This is a genomic window from Plantibacter sp. MDV22-iso1, from assembly GCF_058408345.1.
In genome coordinates this window covers 800,008-814,905 of sequence record NZ_JBZVDY010000002.1, presented here as the reverse complement: position 1 = coordinate 814,905, position 14,898 = coordinate 800,008, and the positions used below count along the sequence as shown (strand labels likewise).

The following is a 14,898-nucleotide window of genomic DNA, read 5'->3' as shown; positions in this document are numbered from 1 at the left end:
GGTTGGCAGACTAGAGGCATGGCCTCCTTGCGTCTGCACCCCGACCGACTGGAGATCGAGCTGTCCGCGTACGACAAAGCGCTCTCGCTGCGTCGGAGCAACGTCGTCGTGCCACGGTCGAGCATCCGTTCCGCCACCATCACCGACGACCCGTGGATCTGGGTCCGGGGCATCCGAGCGCCCGGCACCGCGATCCCGTTGACGCTCGCCATCGGCCAGTGGAAGTTCCACGGTGGCATGGACTTCCTGGTCATCAAGGGCACCAAACCGTCGGTCGTCATCGATCTCGAAGACGCGGAGTACTCGCGGCTCATCATCACGACCCGTCGCAGCGCCGAGCTCATCGCGGCCCTCGACCTGCACTAGGACGAGCTGCCGGACGCACGGCGGTCTCGGCCGGGCCCGGATCGTGGGCCAGGGCACGGTGCCAGCGCATCCTGGCGCTGATCAGGGCCGTTCGCAACCATTTCCCTCGAACAGGGCACAAAACGACGTCTGACCGGTATTCTGGGCGCGCTCGAACCTCCGCAGATCCGCCTGTTCGAAAGGACCACAGCCATGTCGACTCCTCCTCCCGGTGAGTACCCCGGCCAGCCGCCGCAGGCTCCCCAGGCGCCGCAGCCCCCGAAGGATCAGTACGGCTCCGCTCCCGCGTACTCCGGCGGCGCAGCTCCCTCCGGCGACGCGACCGCCGGCAAGACGCTCGGCATCGTCGGGCTGATCCTCGCGTTCCTCGCTCCGCCGATCGGCCTCATCCTCAGCATCGTCGCACTGGTGCAGTCGAAGAACGCGGGTGTCAAGAACACGCTGGCGAAGGTCGGCCTCATCCTGTCGATCGTCTTCATCGTGCTGGCGATCATCGCGATCATCGCGGGTATCGCGATCGGTGCTGCGGCGTTCAACGAGGCATGTGAGTCCCTCGGGAGCGGTGTCCACACCGACGGCACGACCACCATCACCTGCCCGTAATCAGATGACATCCGGGCGATTGGGGAGTTGTCCCCATCGCCTGTCGGGTACCTAACCCACTACTGTTGGCTCGCGCCCGTGGCGCATCTACCATCCTCGAGAGGAACCATCATGACCAACGCACCCCAGTACAACGCCCCGCAGCAGCCGGGCGGCGCCCTGCCCGCCGACTACCCGGGCAAGACGCTCGGCCTCGTCGGCCTCATCCTCGCGATCGTCGTGCCGCTCGTCGGCCTGATCATCAGCCTCGTCGCGCAGAAGCAGTCGAAGGACGCCGGCTACCCGAACCAGCTCGCCAAGATCGGTGTCATCATCGGCATCATCCTCGTCGTGCTCGGCATCATCGGCGGCATCTTCTACGCCGTCGCGCTCGGCTCGGTCATGTCGACCGCCGGCTACTGAGTCTCAGCAGTCCCGTCGGCAGCGGCCGGTCGCCTTCGGGCACCGGCCGCTGTCGCGTTCCTGGAGCGCTGCGCGGTGTCCCTGTCTCAGGAGTCGGCCGGTGTGTCGCCCGGGTGGGCGTGCGCCGCACCGCAACTCTCCTGAGTTGGGGACGGCGGGTCGGGTGATGTCCCTGTCTCAGGAGTCGGCCGGTGTGTCGCCGGGGTGGGCGTGCGCCGCGCCGCAACTCTCCTGAGTTGGGGACGGCCGGGCCTGTTCCTTGGGCCCGATCAGGCGCGGACGTCGACGACGATCCGGCCGTGGACCGAGCCTGCGAGGACCCGCTCCGCCGCATCCGTCGCGTCGGCGAGGGGGACCGTCTCGGTCAGGGTGTCGAGGACATCGAGGTCGAGCGCGGTGGTAGCGCGCTCCCAGGCGGCCTGCCGCAGGGGGAGCGGTGCCTCGACGGAGTTCACGCCCGCGAGCGTGACTCCGCGGAGGATGAACGGCATGACCGACGTCGGGAGATCGGACCCACCGGCGAGACCACAGGCGGCGACCGTCCCGCCGTACTCGACCTGCGACAGGACCGTCGCGAGCGTCTGACCGCCGACGGAGTCGACGGCTCCCGCCCAGCGCTGGCTGCCGAGCGGGCGACCGGCCTCGGCGAACTCGGCGCGATCGACGATCGACGTCGCACCGAGCCGCCGCAGGGCGTCACCCAGCTCGTCGACCCGCCCCGTCGAGGCGGTGACTTCGAAGCCGGCGGCGGCCAGCAGTGCGATCGCGATGCCTCCGACGCCGCCACCCGCTCCTGTGACGAGCACGGGGAGCCCGCCGACGCGGACGGCGCCGGAGGTCGCGCTGCCGTGCTCGAGCGCGAGCACGGCGAGGGCCGCGGTGTACCCGGCTGTGCCGATCGCGGCGGCCTGTGCGCTCGAGACGTGGTCGGGGACGCGGACGAGCGCCTCGGACCGCACCTTCGCACGCTCGGATAGCCCGCCGTACCGGGTCTCGCTCAGGCCGTCGCCGAACAGGGCCACGCGGTCGCCGGCCGTCCACGCGGGATCACTCGACGCCGCGACGACGCCGACGAGGTCGATGCCCGCGACCATGGGGAACGACCGCACGACGCCCGGCTTCCCCGTGAGGACGAGGGCGTCCTTGTAGTTGATGCTCGAGTACTCGACGTCGACGGTGACGGCGGCGTCGGGCAGTGAGGCGTCGGGGAGGTCGCGGAGGTCGACCGTCCGGGTGGGTTTGCCACCCTCGTGCTCGACCTGCTCGACGAGGTATGCGCGGCCCATGGTGCTCCTGTCTCCGGTGCGGTGACCGGTCGGTGGCTGTCCGTCGAGCCTACGCCTCCCCGCCGAGGGGCCGCCTGGCGCGAGCCATCGCGCGCCGTGCCTAGGTGACGTCGCGGCGCCAGGTCGTGGCGTAGCCGATGAGCGCGACGATCACTCCGATGCCGAGGAGGACGAGTCCGCCCTGCCACCAGGCCAGCGCGTCCTGCTGCGCCGACATCATCGAGTAGAAGCTCGGCCCGACGAGGGCGTCCGTCGCGGCACCCGGCAGGAACCGGCCGATGGACGCGGTGATCTCCGAGAACGAGGAGGCGAGGCGCAGCAGCGGCTCGACGAACTGCGTGAAGGCCAGTACGACGATGATCGCGCCCACCTGGCTCGGCAGCACCGCCCCGAGACCGACACCGATCGCACCCCACAGGGCCATCGCGAGCACCGCACGGCCGATGAGCGCCCAGGTGTCGGAGTCGGTCAGCATCGGATCGATGCCGCTGATCGCCAGGGCGCCGCCGCCGAGACCGACGGACGCAACAAGCGCGATCACGCCGTACAGTGCGCCGACCCCGGTCAGCGCCAGGACCTTGCCGACGAGGACGTGACCGCGGTTCGGGTTGGCAAGGAACGTCGGCGTCAGGCTCTGATGCCGGAACTCGCCGGTCGTGGCGAGCGCACCGAGCAGGACGGGGAAGACGTAGCCGATGCTCGTCGCGAAGCCGTAGATGAGACCGGGTTGGGTGAGCATCTCGCTCGTCGCCTGCGCTCCGGCCCCGCTGGACTCGGCCGCGCCCGGGATGTTGGCGAAGAGGAGTGCGGCCCCGGCCGCGGCGAAACCGACGTACACGAACAGGATGAGCGCGAGGCCCCACCACACGCGGGTGGTGAACACCTTGAGGAACTCGGAGCGGATGGCTGCCAGAAGTGAGGTCATGCGTGGTCCTCCCCACCGCTGACGAGCGCGAGGAACGAATCCTCGAGCCCTGATCGATGCCGCGACAACGCACTGAGTGGAATGCCGGCGGCGAGCGCGACCCGGCCGATGTCGATCGCCTCCACGTCGTGCACGACGAGCCCCGAGCGGGCCTGGTCGAAGGTGTACCCCGCGGCGGTCAGCGCTGTGGCGAGCCGCTCGTGCTCCGGGGAGTTCACGACGACGCGCAGGGTGTCGGCGGCGTCAAGGCTCGCGAGGGTGCCCACGTGCGCGAGCCGCCCCTTCGCGATGATCACGACCTCGTCGACGGACTGCTGCACCTCGCTGAGCAGGTGCGAGCTGATGAGGACGGTCCGGCCCTCGGCCGCGAGCGCGGTGAGGAAGCCGCGGATCCACTTGATCCCCTCGGGGTCGAGCCCGTTGATCGGCTCGTCGAGGACGAGCACACCGGGGTCGCCGAGGAGCGCGGTCGCGAGGCCGAGCCGTTGTCGCATGCCGAGTGAGTACCCGGCGACGCGTCGGTCCGCGACGTCGAGCAGCCCGACCTGCGCGAGCACGAGGTCCACCCGGTTCGCCGGCAGACGCGCTGCCGAGGCGTGCACGCGCAGGTGGTTGCGGGCGGTGCGGCCGGGGACGAAGCTCGCCGCCTCGAGAGCCGCGCCGACGGTCGCGGCAGGCACCGGCAGCTTGGCGTAGGGGACGCCGCCGAACGTCGCGCTCCCGGACGTCGGTTGCACGAGGCCGAGCAGCATGCGCAGGGTCGTGGTCTTCCCGGCGCCGTTCGGGCCGAGGAAACCGGTGACCTTGCCCGGTTCCACGTGGAACGTCAGGTCGTCGACCGCCTGCACCGCCCCGAAGGATTTCGAGAGTCCGTCGAACTCGATCGTCACGCCAGCGGTCATCCGGTACCTCCCCAGGGGCGCGGCCGGATCCGCGCCTCGTCCCGCAACGCTATCGGGGCCGAGACCGGTTGCGCATCGGCCGCTCGGGGGAGATCCCGGTGCAGGCGCCTGTGGCCCCGTCTCAGGAGATGCCCGGCGTGGCGGGCTCGCATCGGGGCGACGCGCCGCACCTTTCCTGAGACAGGGACGGCGGAGCCGAGGACGAGGTCGGCTGCTACAGCCCGAGCGAGTCGAGCGACGCGCGGACGGCGGCGGCCGAGTCGGCGAACTGCTGTTCCTCGCGCGGCGACATCGCGACCTCGACCACCGACCGCACGCCCGAGCGGTCGACGATGCTCGGCACCGACAGGGCGACCCCGCTGACACCGTGGTACCCGTCGAGCACGGTGCTCACCGGCAGGATGGCGTGCTCGTCGCCGAGGATGGCCTCGACGATGCGTGCACCGGAGAGCCCGATCGCGTAGTTCGTCGCGCCCTTGCCCTCGATGACGCGATAGGCGGCCGTCCGGACGTCGACCGCGATCTCGTCGAGCTGCTGCTCCGTGAAGCGCGATCCGTCGGGCAGCTCCCAGTCGAGGATCGGGACGGGGCCGATGGTCGCCTGCGACCACAGCGGCAGTTCGCTGTCGCCGTGCTCGCCGACGATGAGTGCGTGCACCGCCGAGGTCGCGACACCCGCGTGCTCAGCGAGCAACCAGCGCAGCCGGGAGGTGTCGAGGACGGTGCCGGAGGAGAAGACGCGTTCGCGCGGCAGCCCCGTGATCTGCTGGGCGGCGACGGTGAGGACGTCGCACGGGTTCGTGACGAGCATGTAGACGGCGTCCGGCGCCTGCTCGACGAGTTTCGGGAGCAGCTGCTCGAGGATGCGGATGTTCGTGCCCGCGAGGTCGAGTCGGGTCTGGCCGGGCTCCTGCTTCGCGCCGGCCGTGATCACGACGACGTCCGCATCGGCCACGACCGAGATGTCGTCACCGCCCGTGATGCTGCTCGACCCGGTGAACTGCGTCCCGTGGGCGAGGTCGAGCACCTCGGCCGAGGCGCGCTTGCCGTCGATGTCGTAGAGCGCCACCCGCCGGGCGCTGCCGCGGATGAGCGAGGCGTAGGCGAGGGACGAACCGACGCTCCCCGCCCCGATGATGGCCAGTTTCGACTTCGTGCGAGCACCCATGGCTCCATTTTGGCAGGGGCGGATGTGCGCGGTCAGGGCGAGGCGCGACGGGTGTCGGGTTGTCTCGATGTCGAGGTATCTGCCCTTCGACAGGCTCAGGGACCGGACCGCCACACCCTCCGGTCACTGAGCCGCACCTTTCGGTCACTGAGCCTGTCGAAGTGCCTCCGCCAACCACCGGTTCCGCGACTCGATGAGTCGTCGCAGGTGCCGGGTGAGCGCGACGTGTTCGGCCACGACCCCGAGCGGACCGAAGGGCGCTGCGAACGTGACGTCGTCGAGCATGATGGTCCGCGCCGTCCCCATCGGTCGCTCCAGCGGTTCGAAGAGGTGGACGTGGCGGAACGTCCGGAAGGGACCGGACACCTGTTCGTCGGTGAACCGGTGGGGTTCCTCGAACGCGGTGATCCGACTCGTCATCGTCCACGGCACACCGAAGTGCTTCGCCCGCCAGGTGACGGTCTCACCGAGGCCGATCAGCCCGGAGGTCACGCCGCCGACCGCCCGTTCACCGGTGTCCGCCATCGAGCCGAGGTGGGCGTCGATCGACCGCGAGAGGTCGAAGGCCTGCTGCATCGTCCCGTCGAGCTCGGTGCGGAGGCGGAAGTGGGCGGTCATGACGGTGGCGGCTCAGGCGGGCTGGCCGGTGCGAGCATCAGCGGAGACGGCGGCCCCGGTGTGCACGGCGCATCGCGGGCCGCCGTCGGGCCCGTCCGCGTGCGCCTCGCACACGACCAACTGTGTCTTGCATGAGGGATCGGCGCAGTTCTGCAGGTGCTTCGTCGAGGCGTCGCAGACGACGCAGTGCCCGATGACGGCCGCGTGATCGCTGAACTCGAGCGAGCCACGCTTGTCGAACACGTACAGGGATCCCTCCCACAGGCCGTCGTCGCCGAACTGCTCGCCGTACCGGACGATGCCGCCGTCGAGCTGGTACACCTCGCCGAACCCTCGCGATCGCATGAGTCCCGAGAGCACCTCGCAGCGGATGCCGCCCGTGCAGTAGGTGACGACCGGCTTGTCCTTGAGGTGGTCGTACTTGCCGCTGTCGAGCTCGGCGACGAAGTCACGAGTGGTCGCGACGTCGGGGACGACCGCGCCGGCGAACCGTCCGATCTCGGCCTCGAACGCGTTCCGACCGTCGAAGAACACGACGTCGTCGCCACGCTCCGCGACGAGCTCGTGCAGTTCCGTGGGCTGCAGATGCACCCCGCCGCCGGTGACGCCGTGCTCGCCGACCACGAGCTCACCGGGGGCGCCGAAGGACACGATCTCCTCGCGCACCTTCACGCTGAGCTTCGGGAAGTCGCTACTCCGTCGCCAGGGCGCGGGCCGGTGCCTGGCCGTGCGGACGGGGTCGTCCTCGTCGAAGCCGGAGCCGTCGCTCCACTTCACATCGAGGTCGCGGAACGCGGGGTGCTCCTTCGTCTTCCGGACGTAGAGCTTGCAGGCGTCGAGCTCGCCGCCGACGGTGCCGTTGATGCCGTCCTTCGAGATGAGGATGCGACCACGGAGACCGAGCGACTCGCAGAGGTCGCGCTGCCACAGCCGGATCGCCTCCGGGTCCGCCAGGGGAGCGAACGCGTAGTAGAGGAGGATCTTCGGGTCGGCCACCGCTCAATCGTACGTGGCGCCGACCGCGGATCGTCGGGCCGGTCCAGCGGACACGGACGTTCCGGCCCCTCGCTTGTCGAAGGGCCACAACCGCCGCCGTCCGCGCAGGCGCCAGGCCTAGGGTGGACGCAGACCTCGAAGGAGATGGCTATGCGCACTGCAGTGATCGTCGACGCGATCCGGACGCCGTCCGGCCGGGGCAAACCGGGCGGTGCGCTGAACGCCGTGCACCCGACGGACCTCCTCGCCGGCACGATCCGCGCGCTCGTGGAGCGGACCGGCATCGATCCCGCGGTCGTCGAGGACGTCTACGCCGGCTGCGTCACCCAGTCCGGCGAGCAGGGGCAGAACATCGCGCGGAACGCGGCGCTCGCCGCAGGCCTCCCGCAGGAGACGCCCGGCACCACCATCGACCGGCAGTGCGGCTCCAGCCAGCAGGCCACCACCTTCGCCGCACAGAGCGTCATGTCGGCGGGCAACGACGTCGTCATCGCCTGCGGGGTCGAATCGATGAGTCGAGCGCCGATGGGCTCCAACGTGCAGGGTGCAGACCCCTTCGGCTCCGAGCTCCGAGCCCGCTTCCCCGAGGGCCTCGTCGGCCAGGGCGTCTCCGCCGAACTCATCGCCGCCCGCTGGAACCTCAGCCGCGATGAACTCGACGCCTTCGCCGCCCGTTCCCACGAGCGCGCCGCCGCGACCTGGGCGTCCGGCGGTTTCGACGGCGAGGTCGTCGCCGTCACCCTCCCCGGCGGCTCCGTCGTCACGACCGACGAGACGGTCCGTGCTGGGACGACCCCCGAGGCGCTCGCCGGACTCCCCGCCGTCTTCCGCGACGAGCGGCTCGCGGCGCGCTTCCCCGAGATCGCCTGGCGGATCACGCCGGGGAACGCCTCACCGCTCACCGACGGCGCCTCCGCCGCGCTCGTCATGAGCGAGGTCCGGGCACTCGAGCTGGGGCTGACGCCGCGTGCGCGCTTCGTCTCCTTCGCCGCGGTCGGGAGCGACCCGATCGAGATGCTCACCGGAATCCTTCCCGCCACCCGCCGCATCCTCGGGCGCAGCGGGCTCGACATCGACGACATCGACGCGTTCGAGGTCAACGAGGCGTTCGCGTCCGTCCCGCTCGCCTGGCAACGCGAGTTCGGGGTGGACGACGACCGGCTCAACCCGCGTGGCGGGGCGATCGCCCTCGGACACCCGCTCGGCGCCTCCGGGACGAAGCTCCTCGCCACCCTCCTCGGCCAGCTCGAGGCGACCGGCGGGCGCTACGGTCTGCAGACGATGTGCGAGGGCGGCGGCATGGCCAACGCGACGATCATCGAGCGCCTCTGACGGGCGCGCCCACCACGTGAAGGGAACCACGACATGGATGTGACCGGTAGTTCGGCGATCGTCACCGGCGGCGCCTCGGGACTCGGTTTCGCGACCGCGACGCGGCTGGCCGGTGCCGGCGCGCGCGTCGTGCTCGTCGACCTCCCCGGTTCACCAGGGGCAGAGCGGGCCGAGGAGCTCGGTGGGTTCGCGACCTTCGTGCCCGCCGACGTCGCCGACGGTGAGCAGGTGCAGGCGGCGGTCGAAGCGGCGGTGTCGCGTGGACCGCTGCGGGTCGTCGTGAACTGTGCCGGCATCGCGCCACCGGCGAAGGTGCTCGGCCGCGACGGTCCGGCGGACCTCGGCGCCTTCGAACGCGTCCTCCGCGTCAACGTCCTCGGCACCTTCAACGTCATCCGGCTCACGGCCGAGGCGATGCAGTACAACGATCCGGACGGTGATCCCGTCGACGGCGCCGGAGACCGCGGCGTCATCATCAACACCGCGTCCGTCGCAGCCTTCGACGGACAGATCGGCCAGCCCGCCTACGCCGCGTCCAAGGGGGCGGTGCATTCGATGACGTTGCCGATCGCCCGCGAGCTGGCGCGCTTCGGGATCCGGGTCGTGACGATCGCACCCGGCATCATGGAGACGCCCATGCTCGCCGGACTGCCCGAGGCGGCGCAGGAGTCGCTCGGGCACCAGGTGCCGTACCCGGCCCGCCTCGGCCGTCCCGACGAGTACGCCGCACTCGCGCTGCACATCGTCGAGAACGGCTACCTCAACGGTGAGACGATCCGCCTCGACGGCGCGATCCGGATGGCGCCGAAATGACCGGCTCTCCGATGCCGACGAACCCATCCACCGACCAGGGAGCCACTCCGTGACCAGCGACGACACCATCCTCTTCGAGGTGAGCGACGGCCTCGCGCACCTCACGCTCAACCGGCCCGCGAGCCTCAACGCGATCGACGACCGTGCGGCCAGACGGTGGCGCGACCTCGCCCTCGAGATCGCGGAGCGCGACGACGTCGGGGCGGTCCTGTTCGACGCCAACGGACCCGCGTTCTGCGCGGGCGGCGACGTCCTCGCGATGTCGCGGATGGGTGACGGCAGCGCAGGATCGACGGGCGCCTTCGTCACCGAGCTCGCCGACATCATCCACGAGGGCCATCGGACGCTGCAATCGGTCGCGAAGCCGATCGTCGCCGCCGTCCAGGGCGCCGTCGCCGGCGGCGGACTGGGGTTCATGCTCGTCGCCGACGTGATCATCGCATCCGACCGGGCGAAGTTCGTCAGTAAGTACGCCGACATCGGCCTCACGCCCGACTGCGGCGTGAGCACCCTGTTGCTCGAGGCGGTCGGCATGCGTCGGGCGCTCGAGCTCACCCTCGGGCCGCGGATGCTGAGCGCGGACGAAGCACTCGACTGGGGGCTCGTGACCGAGGTGGTCCCCGCCGAGCATCTCGACGCCCGTGCCCGCGAGGTGGCCGCGTTCTGGTTGGCCGGAGCCACGGCCGCGTTCGGTCAGGCGCGGCGGCTGCTGCGCGAGAGCGTCGGCCGCGGCTATCAGGACGCCCTCGACGACGAAGCCCGCACGATCGGTGCGGCGATCGAGACACCCGAGTCGGTCGCGCGCGTCGCGGCGTTCGCCGCCGCGTCGGCGAAACGCTCGGCTGCGTCGACCACCACCACCCCGAAGGAGCCCACCGCATGACCACCCTCGCCGGCAAGACCATCCTCATGTCGGGCGGCAGCCGCGGCATCGGCCTCGCGATCGCCCTGCGTGCCGCCCGCGACGGTGCGAACGTCGCGATCCTCGCCAAGACCGACACCCCCGATCCCCGCCTCGAGGGGACGATCCACACCGCAGCGGACGCGATCCGCGAGGCCGGTGGGCAGGCGCTCCCGATCCTCGGTGACGTCCGGAACGACGACGACATCACGCGGGCCGTGTTCGAGACCGCCGGTGAGTTCGGCGGCATCGACATCGTCGTCAACAACGCGAGCGTCATCAGCCTCGCTCGGACCCTCGATCTCGACGCGAAGCGGTACGACCTCATGCAGGACGTGAACGTGCGGGGCACCTTCATGCTGTCGCGGGCGGCCATCCCTATGCTGAAGGACGCGGAGAACCCGCACATCCTGTCACTGTCACCGCCGCTCAACCTCGACCCGAAGTGGCTCGGCGCGCACACCGGCTACACACTCGCGAAGTACGGCATGTCGATGGTGACGCTCGGTCTCGCGGCCGAGTTCGGACGCGACGGCATCGCCGCGAACACGCTCTGGCCGAAGACGACGATCAAGACGGCGGCGGTCGGCAACATCCTCGGCGGCGAGGCCCTCCTGGCGAAGAGTCGCACCCCGGAGATCTACGCCGACGCGGCCTACGAGGTCCTGACGGCGTCGGCGCGTGAGCTCACGGGTCGGTCGCTCATCGTGGAGGACGTCCTCGCGGAGGCCGGGGTCACCGACCTCGCGAAGTACTCACCGGGCGTCGACGAGTCGGAGCTCTACCCCGACATCTTCCTGTAGCGGACGGCTCGCCCTGTCCGCTCACGGCAGAACGCGTGCTCCCCGAGCCTGGCCGACCCGCGCCTACAGTGAGAGCACGCGGTCACGGAGCCCGCGCCCGCAGCCGGAAGGAGTCGCCATGTTGTACCGCGAAGCCCTCGGCGCGGCCCTGCGCACGCGTCGACTCGAACAGGGGCGCACCCTGCAGGACGTCGCGACCGCCGCAGCCGTCTCGACGCCCTACCTGTCGGAGATCGAACGCGGCCGGAAGGACGCCTCCTCCGAGGTGGTGGTGACCATCGCCGACGCGCTCCGCACCCGCCTCGACGCGCTCATGTTCGACATCGCGGACCGCTTCGAGACCGCGGCGGCTCCGATCGTCGTCGACCTGCCGCTGGCCGAGGACGTGCTCGCCGATGCGACGATCACTCCGCTGCGCCCCGCGGCCGACCCGCAGCTGCTCGCCGCCTGACGCCGACCGTCGGCGATCGTCCGGACACGGTGCTTCATCCCGTCCGGTGACTGCCCGTCGCTCGCTCGGCCCACCGCTCCCTCCGTCAGCCGCGGGCGAGTGCCTCGAAGGTCTCGTTGAGGAGCGGCTCGGCCGTCTCCCACGTCGTGTCCGCATCCCAGGCACCGAGGTCGGTGACCTCGGTGTGGCGGCCGGCCTGGTGCTTCGGCTCGGGATCGCCCGGGAGCCGCAGCCGCTGGGTGAACCCTCCGGTCGTCCGGTCGAAGTCGAGCACGTGGAAGGCGACGTTCCGGTTCCAGTCCTCGGACGGCCACGAGATGAAGTTCACGCGCACCCGCTCAGCGGACAGCGGCCCCTCGGCGACGTAACTGCCGGGGTGGTCCTCGCCCGGCGACAGGATGCGGTACGCGCCGTTCGAGCAGTACAGCAGCAGGGCCGGCACGAACGGCTTCTCCGCGAACAGTTCGGTGTAGTGGAGCGCCTCGGCTCGAACCACGTCGCCGAACAGGTGCGGGGTCTGCGGTACCCCAGGGGTGTGCATCGGCACGGTCGTCTCCTTCGGTTCGTCAGGGGTCGGTATGCGTGTCACTCTGGCCGCGGCCGCCGTATGCGCGGTGTACGCGGGCTGGGTGGATGCGGAGAACGACGCTGGTATTCCACGGTGCCAGGAGATCGGCGCGACAGCAGGACCGTTCCACGCGAAATGTCCTGTTCCCAGGCGGTTCTCCTGCTGCGGCGCGACGGACCCGCGGGCGTAGGCTGGAGGATGCGACGCCCCGCAGCACACTCGGACGGGCCGCACCCGAAAGGAACACCCGTGATCCAGCACCACCTGCGCGTCCATCGCAGCGACGAGAACCTCGCCCGCGAAGGACAGCTCGCCTGGCAGCTCGCCCGCGTCGCGACCGATCCGGTGGAGGTGACGCCCGAGGTCGTCGACATGATCATCAACCGGGTGATCGACAACGCCGCCGTCGCAGCCGCCTCGCTCACGCGCCGGCCCGTCTCCTCGGCTCGCGCCCAGGCGCTCAGCCACCCCGTCAGCACCGGCGGCGACGGTGCCACGGTGTTCGGGCCCCACCTCGCCCGCCGCGTCTCCCCGGAATGGGCCGCCTGGGCCAACGGCGTCGCCGTGCGCGAGCTCGACTTCCACGACACCTTCCTCGCCGCCGAGTACTCGCACCCGGGCGACAACATCCCGCCCATCGTCGCGGTGGCCCAGCACGTCGGTTGCACGGGCGCCGACCTCGTCCGAGGGATCGCGACCGGCTACGAGATCCAGATCGACCTCGCGAAGGCGATCAGCCTGCACCGACACAAGATCGACCACGTCGCACACCTCGGCCCGAGCGCCGCCGCCGGCATCGGCACGATGCTCGGCCTCGACCAGGCCACCATCCACCAGGCGATCGGCCAGGCACTCCACACCACGACGGCCACTCGCCAGTCGCGCAAGGGCGAGATCTCCACCTGGAAGGCGCACGCTCCCGCATTCGCCGGCAAGATGGCGGTCGAGGCCGTCGACCGGGCCATGCGCGGCGAGACCAGCCCGTCACCGATCTACGAGGGCGAGGACGGCGTGGTCGCCTGGCTGCTCGACGGCCCCGACGCCTCCTACGACGTCCCGTTGCCCGGCGCCGGTGAGCCGAAGCTCGCGATCCTCGACTCCTTCACGAAGGAGCACTCGGCGGAGTACCAGGCGCAGGCGTGGATCGACCTCGCCCGCAAGCTGCACCACGAGCACCCGGAAGTCCTCGTGCCCGGAGCCGTGGACCGCATCGTCCTCCACACCTCGCACCACACGCACTACGTCATCGGCTCCGGCGCGAACGACCCGCAGAAGTACGACCCGACGGCGTCGCGCGAGACGCTCGACCACTCCATCCCCTACATCGTCGCGGTGGCGCTGCAGGACGGCGCGTGGCACCACGTCGACTCCTACCGTCCCGAACGCGCCACCCGCGCTGACACCGTCGAGCTGTGGCACCGGATCTCGACGGCGGAGGACCCTGAGTGGACGCGCCGCTACCACTCGCTCGACCCGGCCGAACAGGCGTTCGGCGGGCGCATCGAGATCACGCTCACGGACGGGTCGACCATCGTCGACGAGATCGCCGTCGCCGACGCCCACCCGCTCGGAGCCCGGCCGTTCGCGCGCGCCGACTACGTCCACAAGTTCCGCACGCTCGCCGCCGACGTCCTCGATGCGGAGGAGATCGAGCGTTTCCTCGCGCTCGCCGAACGCCTCCCGGAGCTCGACGCCGACGAGGTCAAGCAGCTGAGCATCCAGGCCGCCTCCGGGGTCCTCGCCTCGGCACCCCACCCGACCGGCCTGTTCTGATGCCGGCCGACCTCCAGAAGGGACCGTGCTGATGCTGTACAGCGAGACCACGCCGGCAGAGAAGCGCCGGCTGTTCCGGGAGCGACTCGCCACCGGTGAGCTGCTGCGCTTCCCGGGCGCGTTCAACCCGCTCTCGGCGAGGCTCATCGAGCAGAAGGGCTTCGACGGCGTCTACATCTCCGGCGCGGTGCTCTCCGCCGACCTCGGGCTGCCCGACATCGGACTGACGACCCTCACCGAGGTCGCCGGTCGCGCCAAGCAGATCGCCCGGATGACCGAGCTGCCCGCGATCGTCGACGCCGACACCGGCTTCGGGGAGCCGATGAACGTCGCGCGCACCGTCCAGGAGATCGAGGACGCCGGGCTCGCCGGGCTCCACATCGAAGACCAGGTCAACCCGAAGCGCTGCGGCCACCTCGACGGCAAGCAGGTCGTCGACACCTCCACCGCACTCGGCCGGATCCGTGCCGCCGTCGACGCCCGGCGCGATGCGAACCTGCTCATCATGGCGCGCACCGACATCGCCGCCGTCGACGGGCTCGACGCCGCGATCGACCGGGCCAAGCAGCTCGTCGACGCCGGAGCCGACGCGATCTTCCCCGAGGCGATGCGGTCGCTCGAGGAGTTCGCCGCCGTCCGCGACGCGGTCGACGTGCCGATCCTCGCCAACATGACGGAGTTCGGCAAGAGCGAGCTGTTCACGAGTCAGCAGCTCGCCGATGTGGGCGTGAACCTCGTCATCTGGCCGGTGTCGCTCCTCCGCATCGCGATGGGTGCCGCGGGTCGTGCGCTCGACACGCTGAACGACGAGGGCTCGCTCACGAGCAAGCTCGGTGAGATGCAGCACCGTGCCGACCTCTACGAACTGATCGACTACGAGGGCTACAACCGCTTCGACACCTCGGTCTTCAACTTCACCATCGACCGGTAGGCGTCCCCTCACCGGTGAACACCACCTGGGTCTCCGCTCCCCGAGCTTGTCGAGGGGCGA

17 protein-coding genes are annotated in these 14,898 nt (G+C 70.5%); 10 read left to right on the top strand and 7 right to left on the bottom strand.

What is annotated here, in order from left to right; genetic code table 11:
- Window positions 1-18 precede the first annotated feature (18 nt).
- From AC4PMY_RS14515 to AC4PMY_RS14505, 3 genes are all read left to right on the top strand, one after another.
- Window positions 19-366 carry a hypothetical protein gene (locus tag AC4PMY_RS14515; RefSeq protein ID WP_064294907.1) on the top strand — a complete coding sequence of 116 codons (348 nt, stop codon included), beginning with the start codon at window positions 19-21 and terminating at the stop codon, window positions 364-366.
- Window positions 367-558: 192 nt separating this feature from the next.
- Entirely contained in the window at window positions 559-969 is a 411-nt protein-coding gene (locus AC4PMY_RS14510; RefSeq protein ID WP_491623068.1) for a DUF4190 domain-containing protein, read from the top strand.
- Window positions 970-1,080: 111 nt separating this feature from the next.
- The gene (locus tag AC4PMY_RS14505) at window positions 1,081-1,371 is read left to right on the top strand and encodes a hypothetical protein (protein ID WP_064294905.1); all 291 of its coding nucleotides are present in this window, start codon (window positions 1,081-1,083) and stop codon (window positions 1,369-1,371) included.
- A gap of 269 nt (window positions 1,372-1,640) precedes the next feature.
- Here the strand turns inward: AC4PMY_RS14505 and AC4PMY_RS14500 are convergent, their stop codons facing one another.
- From AC4PMY_RS14500 to AC4PMY_RS14475, 6 genes are all read right to left on the bottom strand, one after another.
- On the bottom strand, window positions 1,641-2,657 hold the full coding sequence (locus AC4PMY_RS14500) for an MDR family oxidoreductase (protein WP_071260450.1): 1,017 nt from the start codon (window positions 2,655-2,657) through the stop codon (window positions 1,641-1,643).
- Window positions 2,658-2,757: 100 nt separating this feature from the next.
- A complete protein-coding gene (locus tag AC4PMY_RS14495) occupies window positions 2,758-3,582 on the bottom strand; it encodes an ABC transporter permease subunit (RefSeq protein ID WP_071260449.1) in 825 nt (274 codons plus the stop codon).
- Window positions 3,579-4,484: an ATP-binding cassette domain-containing protein gene (locus AC4PMY_RS14490; RefSeq protein WP_071260448.1), complete on the bottom strand. Its 906-nt coding sequence runs from the start codon at window positions 4,482-4,484 to the stop codon at window positions 3,579-3,581. The genes AC4PMY_RS14495 and AC4PMY_RS14490 overlap by 4 nt, the downstream gene beginning before the upstream one ends.
- A 214-nt stretch (window positions 4,485-4,698) precedes the next feature.
- On the bottom strand, window positions 4,699-5,652 hold the full coding sequence (locus AC4PMY_RS14485) for an L-lactate dehydrogenase (protein WP_064294901.1): 954 nt from the start codon (window positions 5,650-5,652) through the stop codon (window positions 4,699-4,701).
- A gap of 144 nt (window positions 5,653-5,796) precedes the next feature.
- Window positions 5,797-6,270, bottom strand: coding sequence for an SRPBCC family protein (locus tag AC4PMY_RS14480; RefSeq protein WP_491623067.1), 474 nt, complete (start codon window positions 6,268-6,270; stop codon window positions 5,797-5,799).
- 12 nt (window positions 6,271-6,282) lie between these two features.
- Window positions 6,283-7,266, bottom strand: coding sequence for a tRNA uridine(34) hydroxylase (locus AC4PMY_RS14475; protein WP_491623066.1), 984 nt, complete (start codon window positions 7,264-7,266; stop codon window positions 6,283-6,285).
- 150 nt (window positions 7,267-7,416) lie between these two features.
- Here AC4PMY_RS14475 and AC4PMY_RS14470 point away from each other — a divergent pair, with 150 nt between their 5' ends.
- The 5 genes from AC4PMY_RS14470 to AC4PMY_RS14450 all read left to right on the top strand — a co-directional run bounded on the left by AC4PMY_RS14470 (window position 7,417) and on the right by AC4PMY_RS14450 (window position 11,566).
- A complete protein-coding gene (locus AC4PMY_RS14470) occupies window positions 7,417-8,598 on the top strand; it encodes a thiolase family protein (protein WP_491623065.1) in 1,182 nt (393 codons plus the stop codon).
- Between the two features lie 33 nt (window positions 8,599-8,631).
- The gene (locus AC4PMY_RS14465; RefSeq protein ID WP_491623064.1) at window positions 8,632-9,411 is read left to right on the top strand and encodes a 3-hydroxyacyl-CoA dehydrogenase; all 780 of its coding nucleotides are present in this window, start codon (window positions 8,632-8,634) and stop codon (window positions 9,409-9,411) included.
- 49 nt (window positions 9,412-9,460) lie between these two features.
- A complete protein-coding gene (locus tag AC4PMY_RS14460) occupies window positions 9,461-10,294 on the top strand; it encodes an enoyl-CoA hydratase/isomerase family protein (protein WP_491623063.1) in 834 nt (277 codons plus the stop codon).
- Window positions 10,291-11,115 carry an SDR family oxidoreductase gene (locus tag AC4PMY_RS14455; protein WP_064294896.1) on the top strand — a complete coding sequence of 275 codons (825 nt, stop codon included), beginning with the start codon at window positions 10,291-10,293 and terminating at the stop codon, window positions 11,113-11,115. Before AC4PMY_RS14460 ends, AC4PMY_RS14455 begins: the two co-directional genes overlap by 4 nt.
- Window positions 11,116-11,233: 118 nt before the next feature.
- A complete protein-coding gene (locus AC4PMY_RS14450) occupies window positions 11,234-11,566 on the top strand; it encodes a helix-turn-helix domain-containing protein (RefSeq protein ID WP_491623062.1) in 333 nt (110 codons plus the stop codon).
- Window positions 11,567-11,651: 85 nt separating this feature from the next.
- Here AC4PMY_RS14450 and AC4PMY_RS14445 read toward each other — a convergent pair whose 3' ends face one another.
- On the bottom strand, window positions 11,652-12,113 hold the full coding sequence (locus AC4PMY_RS14445; RefSeq protein WP_491623061.1) for a hypothetical protein: 462 nt from the start codon (window positions 12,111-12,113) through the stop codon (window positions 11,652-11,654).
- Window positions 12,114-12,383: 270 nt separating this feature from the next.
- Between AC4PMY_RS14445 and AC4PMY_RS14440 the strand changes: the two genes are divergently transcribed.
- Both AC4PMY_RS14440 and prpB read left to right on the top strand, forming a co-directional pair.
- Window positions 12,384-13,907 (top strand): MmgE/PrpD family protein, encoded by a 1,524-nt coding sequence (locus AC4PMY_RS14440; protein WP_491623060.1) that lies wholly within the window; start codon window positions 12,384-12,386, stop codon window positions 13,905-13,907.
- 31 nt (window positions 13,908-13,938) lie between these two features.
- Window positions 13,939-14,838, top strand: a complete 900-nt coding sequence (gene prpB, locus AC4PMY_RS14435) for a methylisocitrate lyase (protein ID WP_064294892.1) — start codon at window positions 13,939-13,941, stop codon at window positions 14,836-14,838.
- Window positions 14,839-14,898: the final 60 nt, after the last annotated feature.

Coding starts and splice junctions, on each gene's coding strand:
- AC4PMY_RS14515 (WP_064294907.1), top strand. CDS start 19: ATGGCCTCCTTGCGTCTGCACCCCGACCGACTGGAGATCGAGCTGTCC.
- AC4PMY_RS14510 (WP_491623068.1), top strand. CDS start 559: ATGTCGACTCCTCCTCCCGGTGAGTACCCCGGCCAGCCGCCGCAGGCT.
- AC4PMY_RS14505 (WP_064294905.1), top strand. CDS start 1,081: ATGACCAACGCACCCCAGTACAACGCCCCGCAGCAGCCGGGCGGCGCC.
- AC4PMY_RS14500 (WP_071260450.1), bottom strand. CDS start 2,657: ATGGGCCGCGCATACCTCGTCGAGCAGGTCGAGCACGAGGGTGGCAAA.
- AC4PMY_RS14495 (WP_071260449.1), bottom strand. CDS start 3,582: ATGACCTCACTTCTGGCAGCCATCCGCTCCGAGTTCCTCAAGGTGTTC.
- AC4PMY_RS14490 (WP_071260448.1), bottom strand. CDS start 4,484: ATGACCGCTGGCGTGACGATCGAGTTCGACGGACTCTCGAAATCCTTC.
- AC4PMY_RS14485 (WP_064294901.1), bottom strand. CDS start 5,652: ATGGGTGCTCGCACGAAGTCGAAACTGGCCATCATCGGGGCGGGGAGC.
- AC4PMY_RS14480 (WP_491623067.1), bottom strand. CDS start 6,270: ATGACCGCCCACTTCCGCCTCCGCACCGAGCTCGACGGGACGATGCAG.
- AC4PMY_RS14470 (WP_491623065.1), top strand. CDS start 7,417: ATGCGCACTGCAGTGATCGTCGACGCGATCCGGACGCCGTCCGGCCGG.
- AC4PMY_RS14465 (WP_491623064.1), top strand. CDS start 8,632: ATGGATGTGACCGGTAGTTCGGCGATCGTCACCGGCGGCGCCTCGGGA.
- AC4PMY_RS14455 (WP_064294896.1), top strand. CDS start 10,291: ATGACCACCCTCGCCGGCAAGACCATCCTCATGTCGGGCGGCAGCCGC.
- AC4PMY_RS14450 (WP_491623062.1), top strand. CDS start 11,234: ATGTTGTACCGCGAAGCCCTCGGCGCGGCCCTGCGCACGCGTCGACTC.
- prpB (WP_064294892.1), top strand. CDS start 13,939: ATGCTGTACAGCGAGACCACGCCGGCAGAGAAGCGCCGGCTGTTCCGG.